The 14,096-nt window shown below is 46.1% G+C and carries 15 protein-coding genes and 1 riboswitch; of the genes, 7 read left to right on the top strand and 8 right to left on the bottom strand.

Annotated elements, in window-relative coordinates:
• Positions 1-11: 11 nt before the first annotated feature.
• From ACV3PA_RS02990 to ACV3PA_RS02980, 3 genes are read right to left on the bottom strand one after another with little or no spacing between them, the layout of a single operon-like run.
• The gene (locus ACV3PA_RS02990; RefSeq protein ID WP_456125597.1) at positions 12-818 is read right to left on the bottom strand and encodes an ABC transporter permease; all 807 of its coding nucleotides are present in this window, start codon (positions 816-818) and stop codon (positions 12-14) included.
• Positions 815-1,699 (bottom strand): ABC transporter ATP-binding protein, encoded by an 885-nt coding sequence (locus ACV3PA_RS02985; RefSeq protein ID WP_456125596.1) that lies wholly within the window; start codon positions 1,697-1,699, stop codon positions 815-817. Before ACV3PA_RS02985 ends, ACV3PA_RS02990 begins: the two co-directional genes overlap by 4 nt.
• A 9-nt stretch (positions 1,700-1,708) precedes the next feature.
• The gene (locus ACV3PA_RS02980; RefSeq protein ID WP_082318473.1) at positions 1,709-2,368 is read right to left on the bottom strand and encodes a methyltransferase; all 660 of its coding nucleotides are present in this window, start codon (positions 2,366-2,368) and stop codon (positions 1,709-1,711) included.
• Positions 2,369-2,457: 89 nt separating this feature from the next.
• Between ACV3PA_RS02980 and ACV3PA_RS02975 the strand changes: the two genes are divergently transcribed.
• From ACV3PA_RS02975 to ACV3PA_RS02965, 3 genes are all read left to right on the top strand, one after another.
• Entirely contained in the window at positions 2,458-2,781 is a 324-nt protein-coding gene (locus ACV3PA_RS02975) for a heme oxygenase (protein WP_053452020.1), read from the top strand.
• Between the two features lie 122 nt (positions 2,782-2,903).
• A complete protein-coding gene (locus ACV3PA_RS02970) occupies positions 2,904-3,641 on the top strand; it encodes a uracil-DNA glycosylase family protein (RefSeq protein WP_456125595.1) in 738 nt (245 codons plus the stop codon).
• A gap of 92 nt (positions 3,642-3,733) precedes the next feature.
• A riboswitch (Lysine riboswitch) is annotated at positions 3,734-3,912 on the top strand.
• Between the two features lie 111 nt (positions 3,913-4,023).
• Positions 4,024-5,607: a Na+/H+ antiporter NhaC family protein gene (locus ACV3PA_RS02965; protein WP_053452018.1), complete on the top strand. Its 1,584-nt coding sequence runs from the start codon at positions 4,024-4,026 to the stop codon at positions 5,605-5,607.
• Between the two features lie 66 nt (positions 5,608-5,673).
• Here the strand turns inward: ACV3PA_RS02965 and htpG are convergent, their stop codons facing one another.
• Both htpG and ACV3PA_RS02955 read right to left on the bottom strand, forming a co-directional pair.
• Positions 5,674-7,536: a molecular chaperone HtpG gene (gene htpG, locus ACV3PA_RS02960; protein ID WP_053452017.1), complete on the bottom strand. Its 1,863-nt coding sequence runs from the start codon at positions 7,534-7,536 to the stop codon at positions 5,674-5,676.
• An 83-nt stretch (positions 7,537-7,619) separates the two neighbouring features.
• A complete protein-coding gene (locus ACV3PA_RS02955; protein ID WP_456125594.1) occupies positions 7,620-8,489 on the bottom strand; it encodes a PDZ domain-containing protein in 870 nt (289 codons plus the stop codon).
• 145 nt (positions 8,490-8,634) lie between these two features.
• Here ACV3PA_RS02955 and ACV3PA_RS02950 point away from each other — a divergent pair, with 145 nt between their 5' ends.
• Both ACV3PA_RS02950 and ACV3PA_RS02945 read left to right on the top strand, forming a co-directional pair.
• Complete coding sequence (locus tag ACV3PA_RS02950) at positions 8,635-9,465, top strand: SDR family oxidoreductase (protein ID WP_456125593.1); 831 nt, start codon at positions 8,635-8,637, stop codon at positions 9,463-9,465.
• 139 nt (positions 9,466-9,604) lie between these two features.
• Complete coding sequence (locus tag ACV3PA_RS02945) at positions 9,605-10,765, top strand: M20 family metallopeptidase (protein WP_456125592.1); 1,161 nt, start codon at positions 9,605-9,607, stop codon at positions 10,763-10,765.
• Positions 10,766-10,827: 62 nt separating this feature from the next.
• Here ACV3PA_RS02945 and ACV3PA_RS02940 read toward each other — a convergent pair whose 3' ends face one another.
• Positions 10,828-11,178, bottom strand: coding sequence for a hypothetical protein (locus ACV3PA_RS02940; RefSeq protein WP_456125591.1), 351 nt, complete (start codon positions 11,176-11,178; stop codon positions 10,828-10,830).
• Positions 11,179-11,264: 86 nt separating this feature from the next.
• Between ACV3PA_RS02940 and ACV3PA_RS02935 the strand changes: the two genes are divergently transcribed.
• Positions 11,265-11,690, top strand: a complete 426-nt coding sequence (locus ACV3PA_RS02935) for a DUF1801 domain-containing protein (protein ID WP_456125590.1) — start codon at positions 11,265-11,267, stop codon at positions 11,688-11,690.
• Between the two features lie 52 nt (positions 11,691-11,742).
• Here the strand turns inward: ACV3PA_RS02935 and ACV3PA_RS02930 are convergent, their stop codons facing one another.
• Positions 11,743-12,981, bottom strand: a complete 1,239-nt coding sequence (locus tag ACV3PA_RS02930) for an MFS transporter (protein ID WP_053452011.1) — start codon at positions 12,979-12,981, stop codon at positions 11,743-11,745.
• Positions 12,982-13,007: 26 nt separating this feature from the next.
• Positions 13,008-13,463 carry a CBS domain-containing protein gene (locus ACV3PA_RS02925; RefSeq protein ID WP_053452010.1) on the bottom strand — a complete coding sequence of 152 codons (456 nt, stop codon included), beginning with the start codon at positions 13,461-13,463 and terminating at the stop codon, positions 13,008-13,010.
• Positions 13,464-13,644: 181 nt separating this feature from the next.
• Here ACV3PA_RS02925 and ACV3PA_RS02920 point away from each other — a divergent pair, with 181 nt between their 5' ends.
• The gene (locus ACV3PA_RS02920; RefSeq protein WP_053452009.1) at positions 13,645-14,067 is read left to right on the top strand and encodes a MarR family winged helix-turn-helix transcriptional regulator; all 423 of its coding nucleotides are present in this window, start codon (positions 13,645-13,647) and stop codon (positions 14,065-14,067) included.
• The last annotated feature ends 29 nt before the right edge of the window (positions 14,068-14,096 follow it).

The raw sequence follows: 14,096 nt of genomic DNA, 5'->3' as shown, positions 1-14,096 counted from the left end.
GTCACTTTCGATCAAATCGATAGACTACGACGTCCAAATTGAACGAACGCTCCCGTCAAGAAAACAAGACAAAGGACGAGTAAGGAAACCGAGTGGATAAGAAAATGGTCCGTTCCTTCTAATAACTGCGTCGTATTAAATAAGGAGAAGACGGATAGATAACGGAGCCACTCTGTCTTGTCACTCAATTCGGATAGGATTGTCAAAACGATAGAGAGGACTAATACACTACCTGAAAGTGAAAAAGCACGTCGTTCTTCGTCGAATAACGTCGCAATGAATAACGTAAAGGCACCCATCGCAAAGAGTAAAAAGAGAGCATTGACTTGAATCCGCCATAAGATGACATCATCGATTGAAATACCGGTCATCCACCAGTCAGCAACCATCAGTACAAGTCCGTTTAGTCCTACGAGAAGCGTACTAGCGATGCCCATGACGACAGCAACAGCCAGTGTGTATGCATGTCGCGTTATAGGTGCTGCGAGATAAACGATCAGTTCCCCATTATCAATTGGTCGGGCAACCAAGCGTGCCGCTAATGAGAGCAGGAAGAGACTCACAATGACTTGGAAGATCAGTCCGTAATAGTTGCCGCCGAGTAGATCCAGCACGTTATCAAACCCTGTCACCTTATCGTACTGGAAAGCTTTCAAGACCTCGGGGGGTAATGCTTCCAGTTTTGCTTCTAATAAACCCGTCTTCATCATCGATGGATAAAGTAGCGCAAGCATCAATAAGTAGAGACTCGTTCCAATCGCATAAGCAAGCACGGGCTTTCTGACTTGCTTGAACAACGAACGGATCAACAATATCACGATGACTCCTCCTCTCCGTAATAATGCAAAAAGACCTGTTCTAAATCATCTGCTGACGGACGGATCAGTTGTACATCATATTGGGTTAGGTAAGCAATCGCCTGATTTAAGCTCAGCGTCTCGTCCGTTTGAAAACTGACTTCTGTTCGCTTCGATTCCGTACCGATCTGCATCGCGAACTGTGCCGCCTCCACCTCAGTTCGGAAGACGATTGTGTACGTCTTGCGACTCGATCGAACCAACTCATGGATATCCGATTCGACGATGATACGACCCGCTTTGATTAAAGCCGCTCGATCGCAAGACTTTTCCATCTCCGGAAAGTGATGCGAACTCATCAAAATCGCTTTTCCCGCTTGCTTCTCCTGTTCGATCCACTCTAAAAAACGCTCTTGCATCAAAGGATCGAGTCCACTGGTCGGCTCATCGAGTAGATAAACTGGTGCATCCTTCATGAAACAACCGACGAGTGCCAGTTTTTGTTTCATCCCTTTTGACATCTTACGGATTTTTGTCTTCGTCTCAAACGGAAATCGTTTCAACAACAGTTGTCGTCGTGCCGGATCACTGCCATGCAACCGTTGCATCAAATCCAGCATGTCTGCTCCCGTCATATCTCCAGGTAAACTAATCTCGCCCGGCAAGTAACCGACCAACTGCTTCACTTCTTTACTTTGTGTCCAGCAATCAAAGCCGCCAATCGTCGCCTTTCCATCATCCGCAGCCATCAATCCCATCAAATGTCGGAGCGTCGTTGATTTTCCGGATCCGTTTGGTCCAATGAAACCAAAGATTGTTCCCGGCTCAACCGTAAAACTGACATCGAATATTCCACGCCCCGGTGCAAACTCTTTCGTGACATGCTCCAAGCGAATCATCATCCGACCTCCTTATTTTCCATTTCTCTCATCACTGTATTCATACCCGTTTTGAAGCAGTTTCTTCGGATCAAAACGATAGATGACAAATCGTTCGTCGTGATTTTTGTCATAAAAGTCTCGTAATCGAATCTCATCAATTTGCTCGAATACGGTATGTCGCTCCAAATATTCTCGATATTCATCGGTTGGGTAGTACAAGATGAGATCAACCGAACGCGAGGACCGCTCGACCGAACTTAAAATGTGATCGATCACTTTCATGAAAATTTGGGAAGAGAACGGATTAAAGAAATAAAACTTGTTCGCGTCCGCCGGAATGACGTATTGTTCGGCATACGCCTGTTCAAATCGTAAACTTCCCGAACGTCGCTTACGTCGACTTTCGTAATTCGCCATGTTCCGGAGCGCATCTTCGTAAAATTGTCCATTCATCTCGATTCCGATGACGGAGCAGTCAAAACGATCGTGTAAGTAAAAGTTCAATCGTCCTTTTCCGCAACCAAAATCAATGACAGTGTCTTGTTTTTGAAACAGATAGGTTTCGCATAATTCGTCTAGTGCTGCATAAGGCGTTGGTTCATAGCGATTGTAGTGACTAAATACACCATAAAGGTGTTGCATCTCGATCGTCTCGATTCGTAATTGTTGATCGTATTCTTGCTCATTCATTGTATTTTGTTCCTTCTTTCCGGCATTCTTTCCCTCATCGTACTATACTGAAGAAGTACGTTACTCGTTTTTTGAAAGGGGATTTTATGATGATCGTCGTTACGAACCGGATTAAAGTCAAAAAAGGGATGGCTGCTGCCCTCGCTCCTCGTTTTACACGTCCAAGTGGACTCGATACGATGGATGGTTTCATCCGTGTCGAAGTCTTATTGACACAAAACATCGAAGAGCATGATGAGATGAACGTCAACATGTACTGGGAAGACATGAAGAGTTTTCAAGCGTGGCGGGAGAGTGACGATTTCAAAGCGTCACATAGTCGACCTGCGAGTAGTGAAGCTGGAGAATCTCCGATGCTCGGCAGCGAAATTCTGACTTATGAAGTCGCTTCCGTAAAAGAACGCGCGCAATAAACCAAGAAGGACTCGATATGAGTCCTTTTTATGTACCTGTATAAAAAAAAGAGAAAGGGTTTAATTGTCTCAAATGGTATTATTTGTTATCATAATGCCATTACAGAGAGAGAGGATCTTACATGAATTCGTTAACTATATTTGAACATGCTATTCGTGCCTTACCTGACGACCGTACATTACGACGTGATGAATTATGGACGGATGCCTTTTTATTGCAACAGGAGAACGAACTGACCGTTTATTATTCTCCGATTGGTGAGTACGTCAATACCAAAGCAAAAGTCGTCATCATCGGGATCACACCAGGATTTGAACAGATGCGAATCGCTTTCGAAGAAGCGACGGATGCACTTCATCATAGCGTTTCATTGGAAGAGACGGCACGCCTCGTCAAATATACGGCAAGCTTTGCTGGAACGATGCGACGCAACCTCGTCCAAATGCTTGATACACTCGAACTTCCAGCATTACTCGGAATCGAGACGACGGCTACCTTATTTCATCAACATCAGCAATTACTGCATCCGACGTCGTTATTAAAACAACCCGTCTTTTATCGAGAAAAAAATTATTCAGGGCATCAACCGAAAATCAATCGTAGTCCTTTGTTGAGACACTATGCAGAGGAACATTTCGTTGCTGAGATCAATCAATTACATGAATCAGCGCTGTTGATTCCGCTCGGTCGTGTCGTCGAAGCACAAATTCGTAGCTTGATTCATGACGGACGAATTGAACAGCATCAGCTTCTTTCCGGCTTCCCTCATCCCTCTGGTGCAAACGGTCATCGAAAAAAACAGTTTGAAGAGAATCAACCGTACTTAATGAAACAGCTTATTCAACATTTTGCCGAATAAATAACTTTATCTTAAATTATCAGAATATATGGTTGAATCGCTTCTGAAATACATGATAAAGTGTCCATAAGAACAGAATATGACTATTCTATCGATGAGGTAGAGGCGCGATTTCAATCAGTACTTGGTCCGAGGATGACAACGAAGACGACTACAGGAAAGGTGACATCGCCGAAATGATAATATGTGTCCAACATATCGTCGTTGGTCGATTCGGGAAACACCCGATCGATTGCCATACATAGCAGTTGTATGGAGCGCTCCAATTCGGCTAAGAAAGACGCATCCAGCGAGGGTGTCGGCTTTGTTGCCGGTGCCCTTGCTTTTTTTATGCCGCGGGGTCTCATCTTTAAGTTATTTATTAAAGAGGAGGATATTTTTTATGGTCAACTATTCAGATTCCATCATCGCCCTTGTACCTGCTTTATTAGCTATCTTGTTGGCAATCTTTACGCGAAAGGTCGTTCTTTCGCTAGGTGTCGGCATTCTCGTCGGTGCCCTACTACTCCACCGTTTTAACCCGATCGATACGGTGACCTATCTTGGTAAGAACATCTTCAGCCTATTTTGGGCAGATGGTGCCTTGAACGAATGGAACGTCTTATTGCTTGTCTTCTTGTTATTGCTTGGTGTCCTTTCGACGTTGATCCAAACGTCAGGTGGTGCACGCGCTTTCGGAGAATGGGCAGCAACGCACGTCAAAACGGCACGTGGTGCTCGTTTGGTCGCATTCGGCCTCGGAATTTTGATCTTCATCGATGACTACTTCAATAGTCTCGCCGTCGGAAACGTCAGTCGTCCGCTTACGGATCGTCGTGGTGTATCACGTGCAAAACTTGCCTATTTGATTGACTCAACGGCTGCACCTGTCTGTGTCATCAGTCCGCTTTCAAGCTGGGGAGCATTTATCATCTCCATCATTGCTGGTATCTTAACGACGCACTCGATTACGGATTACTCGGCGTTTAGCGCCTTCATGATGATCGTTCCAATGAACTTCTATGCAATCTTTGCTCTTCTGTTAACACTTTACATCGCTTACTCTGGCATCTCTGTCGGACCGATGAAACAACACGAACGCCGTGCTGCAAAAGGTGAACTCTTCGATGCCTCAAAAGGCACACCGATGGGGATGGCAAAAGAGGTCAAGGAACACACGAACGGAAAAGTTCGGGATCTCGTCGTTCCAATCGTTGTTCTCGTCATAGCTACGATCAGCGCGTTACTCGGAACAGGTGCTCAGGCACTTGCAGCCGACAATCGCCCGTTCACTTTGATCGGCGCGTTTGAAGCAACAGATGTCACACGTTCACTCGTCGCTGGTGTTGTCATTAGTTTAATCGTTGCTTTCCTGATGTTGATCGGACGGAAGATTCCGGGACGCGATTACCGTGCAAGCATCGTTGCTGGTATGCGTTCGATGTGGCCGGCAGTCGTCATCCTGTTGTTCGCTTGGACGATCATCGCTGTCATCGGTGATATGAAAACAGGTGACTATCTCGCAAGTTTCGTTAGCAACTCGATTTCTGCTTCGTACTTGCCGTTCTTATTATTCTTAATTGCCGGCTTGATGGCATTCTCGACAGGAACAAGTTGGGGCACATTCGGGATCATGTTGCCAATCGGTGCGGATCTCGTCATGGCGGTCGACGCTTCTCTCTTGTTACCGACGCTTGCTGCTGTTCTTGCCGGATCTGTCTTCGGTGACCATTGTTCACCGATTTCTGATACGACAATTCTCAGTTCGACTGGGGCTGGATCCCATCATATCGATCATGTCACGACACAGTTACCGTATGCGCTAGTCGGTGCAGTTACTGCCGCTGTTGGTTATTTAGTCATCGGTTTCACGGAGTCTTCGGTCTTCGGTTTCATCGGAGCTCTTGTCACATTCGCACTCTTCGTCGTCGTCTTAAACGTTCTCTCGAAAAAAGGAGAAACCGCTTCGGATTTACAGACGGATTAATGTAACACTGTACGAAAAAAGGCATTGGATGCGCGCATCCAATGCCTTTTCTTATACTCATTCGTTTCACACCATCAATAAACACACATCATTTGCGAACGCTACTGGGTCTTCAAGCGGAAGTCCTTCAACAAGCAACGCTTGCTGATACATTAATTTTGTATAGTGTTCGAATTTCGAACGATCGTTTTGATACGCTGTTTCAAGGGATTGGAACACTGCGTGTGACGGGTTCAATTCGAGAATCTTGACCGCCTCTACTCCTTCGTTATTCGGCATTGCCTTAAGGATTTTCTCCATCTCGATCGAGACGGCGCCGTCTGTCGCAAAACAGACGGGATGAGATTTTAGACGCGTCGATGCTTTGACTTCCTTGACTTGTCCACTTAGCACTTCCTGCATCGCTTGGAACATCTCCGCTTGTGCGTCCGTCGTCTCTGCTTCTTCTGCTTCAATCCCTAAGTCGCTACTCGTGACCGACTTGAACGTCTTCTCGTTGTACGTCACGAGCATCTGGATCGCGAACTCATCGATCTCTTCCGTGAAGTACAAGATGTCGTACCCTTTATCACGAACGAGCTCGGATTGCGGTAACTTATCTAAACGATTCGTACTCTCACCAGCCGCATAGTAGATATGCGCTTGATCTTCCGGCATCGCTGCGACGTATTCCGCAAGCGTGATCAACTTCTTCTCCTTCGCTGAGTAGAAGAGGATGAGGTCCTGCACTTGTTCTTTGTGCATGCCATAATCATTATACATACCGAACTTCAGCTGACGTCCGAACGCTTGATAGAACGTTTCGTACTTCGCGCGATCTTCGCGCAGAAGGGCTTCAAGTTGTGTCTTAATCTTACTTTGGATATTTTTCGCGATCAGCTTCAATTGACGATCGTGTTGTAGAAGTTCACGCGAGATGTTGAGCGATAAGTCCTCCGAGTCGACCATTCCTTTGACGAAACTGAAATGGTCCGGCAGCAAGTCGCTACATTTTTCCATGATCAAGACACCGTTCGCGTAAAGCTCTAGGCCTTTTTCAAATTCCTTCGAATAATAATCGTACGGCGCCTGCTCTGGAATGAATAAGATTGATTGATAACGAACGGCACCATCGACACTGATATGAATGTGTTTTGCCGGTTTGTCGAAACCATACCGTTTCTCTTGGTAGAAGTTCGTATAGTCCTCGTCTGTCAATTCCCGTTTGTTCTTCCGCCAGATCGGTACCATGCTGTTGATTGTCTTGACGACTTCGACATCTTCCGTCTCGTCACTGCCTTCGATTGGCTGACGTTCGAGTTCCTTCATCTCGATTGGATAGCGAATGAAATCGGAGTATTTCTTGATGATGCTGCGCAGACGATACGTCTCGAGGTATTCGTCATACGATTCTTCGTCCTCATTCGCCTTGATGTGGAGCGTAATCTCCGTTCCGACGGTTTCTTTGTCGACTTCCTCGATCGTATAGCCTTCGACACCACGCGATTCCCATTTATAAGCGACTGCATTACCGAATGGTTTCGTAACGACAGTGACGACGTCTGCGACCATGAATGCGGAATAGAATCCGACACCGAATTGACCAATGATATCATGACCATCTTGTGCCTCGTTTTCTGCCTTGAAGGCAAGCGAGCCACTCTTCGCGATCGTACCGAGATTCTCTTCTAGTTCATCCTTCGTCATTCCGATTCCAGTATCACGAATGATGAGTTGACGCGCTTCTTTATTTGGTTCAATCGTAATTTTGTAGTGTTCTTTCTCGAACGAAATCGTCTCGTCCGTCAACGCTTTATAGTACATCTTATCCATGGCGTCACTTGCATTCGAAATCAATTCGCGCAGGAAAATCTCCTTATGCGTATAGATGGAATGAATCATCATCTCGAGCAATCGTTTTGATTCCGCCTTAAATTGTTTCGTTTCCATACTATTTCAGCCTCCCTTTTTTAGCACTCAATTATATAGAGTGCTAATTTCATCTCCTATTATTAGGGAGTTCAAAATATCTGTCAATCTCCTTTTTCACTATACTTCGCGACTTTTTCACGGACGAATCGTCCGATTTGACACAAGTGTTCTGCTGCCCCATATGTGCCGTGGCTAATGTCGTTTTTATCCTTCCGATTTCCAAGACCAATGAACTGCTCACTTGGTTTGAAGTGGAGTCCGATCACAGGTACCTGAAATTGTGACGAAAAACCGATTTGAAAGATCGCGTCTGGATAATCCGTCGGTTGATAGGTCGTCCAATCGATGTCTGGTTCAAGCTTTGCAAATCGTTCCGTGTGTTCCTTTCCAAGCAGGATGATTCCTTTTATCGAAAACAGTTCAAGCAGGCGCAATAGGAATGTCTGACCGAATGGACCATCTTCTAACACGCCACGTTCCTTGATCGCTCCCATGTAGTGGTGCGTCGGAAACGGAAAAAAGTCCAGATGAATGACTGGATCAAGTGTTTTCTCATAAAACGATGCACTAAATCCATTCAAGAATCCTTCAAGTTTACCGCCACCTGGTCGCCCGAACCATGTCCGGTAAATATTCGGTTGTTTGAAATAATCGTTGAAGCGCCGAATCGATTCCGTCAGTACCTCCTCTTGTAGATAATCATCCCATATCATGGATTGTGGACGTATGAAAAGCGGACCATACTCATCGAACCGTAGCGCTCCCGTTCGGTCTAAAAACTGTGCTCGGGACGGATTTGTTGCAATCGTCAACCAGCTACTCTGCGTCGCATCACCAAACCAGAGGACAGGTGTCGTTTGGTCAATCAACTCGCTTGAAAAAGCACTCTTTTCAAGTGTCATTTGATACTGAACGGCTTCTTGTAATAATTTTTTGGCAAGTTGCCATTGATCAGATGTCAGCGTTCTCATCTCCTTTTATACAACGATTGTGTTGTTGTAGATGTACCCCCTATCCTCTATCACTAGACGCATCGATGGGTTTAATCTCCATTTCTCCGGGAATGTTTCATAATGTTTCATAAGGTGAACGATACGACTTAGGAGGGATTTAGCAATGGGTAGACTCGAGCAAAAAGTAGCTGTTATTACAGGATCGGCAACAGGAATTGGACAAGCGACCGCGCTTGTCTTCGCAGAACAAGGAGCAACGGTCGTCTGTGCCGATGTCTCACTTGAAAAAGCACAACAAACAGTGGAACAAATTACAAAACAGGGTGGAAAAGCGGAAGCAGTCCACGTCGACGTCTCAGATGTCGAGAGTGTCGAGCAACTTGCGAAGCACGTCAAAGACACATATGGTACGGTCGACGTCCTCTTCAACAATGCCGGAATCGATGAACAAGGCGGGAAAGTTCACGAGTATCCAATCGATCTCTTCGACCGGATCATCGCTGTTGATTTACGCGGAACGTTCCTCGTCAGTAAGTTTTTGATTCCACTCATGCTCGATAATGGTGGCTCAATCATCAATACATCATCAATGTCTGGTCGAGCAGCTGACTTGAACCGGTCCGGTTATAACGCAGCGAAAGGCGGGATCGCGAACTTTACTCGCGCGATGGCAATTGATTACGCGCGTCACGGCATTCGTGTCAACTCATTATCACCAGGAACGATCGAAACACCGCTCATCGATACGCTCGTCGGTGAAAAAGAAAAAGAGCAAGGTAAACAATTCCGCGATGCGAACGCTTGGATCACACCACTCGGACGTCTCGGTAAACCACGTGAGATGGCAACGGTCGCCCTCTTCCTTGCTTCTGACGACAGCTCATATGTCACAGGTGAGGACATCACAGCAGACGGCGGCATCATGGCTTATACATGGCCGGGGGAAATGTTAATCGATTCAAAGTGGAAAGATGAAGCAGAAAAAAGTGAATGAGCAAGGTACGGTGTAACCCTCTGGTTGCACCGTTTTCTTTTATCTCAAGACGTTCAGCCCAGTAAATTATTTTCCGAATTCGTTTACCTCCCTGAAGTATTTTTATCAGGGTAAATGATAGGTAAAGGGGGAAATACTTATGCAAACAGCACTTACTTACTTACAACGGTGTCTTCAAATTCCAAGCGTCAATCCGATGGACGGAGAAGAAGCCGTCGCACGTTATGTGTACGATGTACTGGTGGATCATCAAATCGCGACAGAATGGATTGAGGTCTCACCAAAACGAATCTGTCTCGTCGCGACCGTTCCTGCAAGCGAGGAGGTTTCACGTCCTACTGTACTCGGATTATCTGGTCATCTCGATACGGTTCCTGTCCAAGGAGACGGCTGGACGAAAGATCCATACGGTGGTGAAATCGAAGACGGACGCATTTATGGTCGCGGTGCTTCAGATATGAAATCAGGTGTCATGGCGATGGTGCAAGCACTGATTCAATATAGAGAATGCCAAGACCGTCCTAACACCGTCAAACTTCTGATTACATCCGATGAGGAAAACGGGATGACAGGGGCTCGTCATTTGACCGAACAAGGGCATGCGGACGATTTAGATGCTCTACTGATCACAGAACCGACAAGTGGGATGATCGGTTATGCACAAAAAGGTGTCGTTGGGATCGAAGTGACATGCCGCGGGAAAAGTGCACACAGCTCTGCCCCGCAACTCGGACGCAATGCGATTGATGATATGTATCGCGTCATTCAGGAAGTGAAATCGGAACGCTTCTCGATCACGACGAATCATCACGCAGCACTCGGTCCAGTCGTTGCGTCAATCACCTCGATTTCAGGAGGCGAAGGACCAAACGTCGTTCCGAGTCAGGCTTCATTCTATATGGATATCCGGACGATTCCCGGGTTCGGTCGAGCGGATGTTCTTGCTACCTTTACAGATATCGAACGTCGTCTTGTTGCAGAAGATCCCGATTTCGCAATGAATGTGACGGTCATCAAGGATATCCCTTCCTGTGAAACGGACGAACACGCGCCTTTCTTACAACAGGTCGCAGATACGATGGAGCAGGTCAGCGGCGTGACACCACGAAAAATCGCTATTCCGGGTGGTACGGACGGTGCCATGTTCAGCCAATCGAAAAAATCATTCCCGATTGCGATCGCTTCTTTCCATGATTTCCGTCTTGCGCATCAAGTGGATGAATCGATTCCGTTGTCGGAATATGAACAAACGATTGCGTTTTGTTTCAACTTGATCAAAACACCACTTCACTCGCACTAAACAAAGAAGGAACGATTTTCGGATGACATATCGAAAATCGTCCCTTCTTCTTTTTTTAGTATCTATTCGTACACACCAAGCTGAGCCAACGCCTCACTTACATAACTTTGGTCACTGCGAAACTGATGATTTGTTTCCCCGTCAGACCAAGTGATGAAGACATGACCAAGTCGGTCGTAACGTAAGCTAAGATGAATCATATCCTGCTCAAATATAACTTCCCCCTGTAACGACTCATGAATGCGGGCAAAATCGCGAATGAACGCATCGTATGCTACAAACGAGATGGAAAACCGTTGTTCACTGTTTTCTCCTGTCATCCGAATCGTCAATTCCTCTTTGACTGAATCTACGTCTAAAATCTCCCACTTTACATTATGTCCTTCTCCTCTGAATGCGATTCGATGCACCATCCGATTCTCTCCCTTCCCTATACAGGATATTCGCTTCCTTTTCTCGAAAGTAACCGATATCTTCTCAATGCGAAAGGAGACTGCTTATGTCTGATCCTCCAAAAACAGGTCCTACTGAACAGTCCGTCGACGCTTTTCTAGCACAAGTCGAACCGCCGCAACGTCAAGCAGATGGTATTACCTTGCGTCAGTTTTTCGAAGATGTGACGGGATATGAAGCCGTTCTTTGGGATTCTTCCTTGATTGGTTATGGTGCCTATCATTATCGCTATGCCTCAGGTCGCGAGGGCGACAGCTTCTATGTCGGCTTTTCTCCGCGTAAGACGAATCTCGTCCTTTATCTCGCACTTGGTGAAGACGACATATCAGAACGACTGCTTACCACTCTCGGTACGTATCGACGCGGTAAGTCCTGCATCTACGTAAAAAAACTGACTGACATCGACTTAGACGTGTTGCGAGCGATGATTGAGCACTCGATCCATACGTTAAAAACTATATACCCTTCTTGATTTTACTCAAAAACAGCCGAAGCGGATTCGCTTCGGCTGTCCTGTTATCGAATTAATGTCCGCCTTCTGTCCGGTCGATATGGCGAATGTGTTTGAGATTGACCCCGATGATGATGACGGATAAGAGAACGAATCCACTTCCGACATAAAACGGTAGGTTTGCGTTGAAGATTTCAGCCAATTTACCGGCCATGAATGGCGCAATGGCTGCCCCGAGAAAACGTAGGAAACTGTATGCCGCAGATGCTGTCGAACGTTCGACAGGTGCTGCGTCCATGACAGCTGTTGTGATGAGTGTGTTGTTATTCCCAAGTACAGCTCCCGCCAAGATGACACAGACGATGACGACAGCTGGTGTTTCTGTGAAAATCCCCATCAACAGAAGTAAGATCGCGAATAAAACCAACATCATGACCATCGCTTTGATTGTTCCGAACCATTGTTTCAATTTCGGAGCTGTCAAGACTGATGTGATCGCAAGTAACATACCCCAGCCGAGGAAGACGAATCCGAGTCCTTTAGCTGGTAATTTCATAACAAACGGTGCATAAGCCATGATTGTAAAGAAACCGACGTTATAAAGTGCCGCAACGATTCCGAGTGTCAGCAGCGAACGATGCTTCATCGCTTGGAACGGTGCTTTTAATGATAACTTCTGTTTCGGTGCAGCAGATGCTGCTGGTTTTGGCATCAAGAAGAGCAAGACGAGAAACGCGATGACCATGATTGTCGCAACACCCATGAACGGGGCGCGCCATGTAATCGATCCGAGCGTTCCGCCTAACAGTGGTCCAATTGAAATCCCAAGACCAACCGCTGCTTCGTACAAAATAATAGCTTTTGCTGTTCCACCGGATGATAAGGAAACAATCGCAGCGAGCGCTGTTGCTACGAACAAAGCATTCCCAAGTCCCCATCCACCGCGTAACGCGACGAGTGTCCAAATGCTATCTGCTTGTGAAGCGAAACCAGCAACAGTTGCGATCACAGCGATCCCGAGCATCAATGTTCCTTTTTGACCAATCCGTGATGAGATCGCGCCTGTAATTAACATCGCGAATGCCATGACAGCGTTATAACTTGTAAATAAGAGCGTTACTTCACTTTTGGATGCTTCTAAATTCTCGGCAATCGTTGGTAAGACCGGATTGACGAGCCCCATTCCCATGAATGCTGTGATACTGGCAAAAAAGACTGCCCAGACAGCAACTGGCTGATGGAATAATCCGTGTTTGCTTTCTGCTAATACCGTTTCCGGCTCAAGCGTAGTTGTTTTTTCAGCAAGTGCCATAGTGTCCCTTCTTTCTATTGAATGTGTTACATAAATTGTTTAAACGAATGGCGAATGACGTCGCCTCGACTGATGATTCCAACAAGACGTCCTGCTTTGAGAATCGGAAGTTTTTTAATTCGTTTTGCGCCGAGTGTCGCTGCAATCTCTTCCATTTCTGTGTCAGCGTCCGCTGTTACGACCTTCCGGCGTGCCAGTTCCATGACAGATCGATTCAAGATATGACGAATCCGATCTTCATAATCTTCTTCGTCTCCTTTGATAACATCTACATATAAGAATGTATCGACGATGATGTCCTTGTGTTTCCCGATCGCTCGCATGATATCTCCGTCACTGATATACCCGACGACCTCCTGCTGTGCATTGATGACGGGTACGCCGCTAATACCAGATTGAATGAATCGTTCGATGACCGTACGAATCGGATCTGTATCGTTTACTGTGATGACCTCTTGTTTCATCGACTCATAAGCTTTCATCTGAATTCTCCTTTGTCGTTCGTTTCTCATCTACTAAAGTTGTATGATACAATTAAAAGAACAAAAATGATTGTATAATACAACTACAACTCTGTCAAGCCTCCTGCTTTTCGCATTGACAGCTTATCCACATTGGGTAATCATGAGGGACAGAGAGACTTTTCGAAAGGGGAGATACCCGATGTCTCAACAATCACTCGAAACCATTGAATTGGAGTTAGCGATTCTGATCCGGCGCTTAACGACAGCGACGGCAGACAATCGCAATTTGGATCGTGCTTCCTATCTCTTACTGCGTCAACTATCAGATTCCGGCAACGTCGGTGTCAAAACACTTGCCCGCGAACTTCAGCTCGATGTTTCGACCGTCAGTCGCCAAGCAGCGGCACTCGATCAGAAACAACTCGTTGAAAAAGTAAAAGATCCGATGGATGGACGGGCCTTCTTCTATCACATCACGGATAAAGGACAACAAGAACTCACGATTTATCGAACAGCACGTCTCGCGAGCATCGAACGTCTATTGACGGATTGGCCTTCGGATGATGCGGAAGATTTCGGACGCCTGTTGCAACAATTCAATCGCGCCTTGCGCGAACGGTAACGGAATCACACCTTATCTAAAAGAACGGA

This window comes from Exiguobacterium sp. EA-TM-5 (assembly GCF_053878415.1).
Note: the sequence above shows the minus strand (reverse complement) of the source record. Positions and strands in the feature narration are given on the sequence as shown.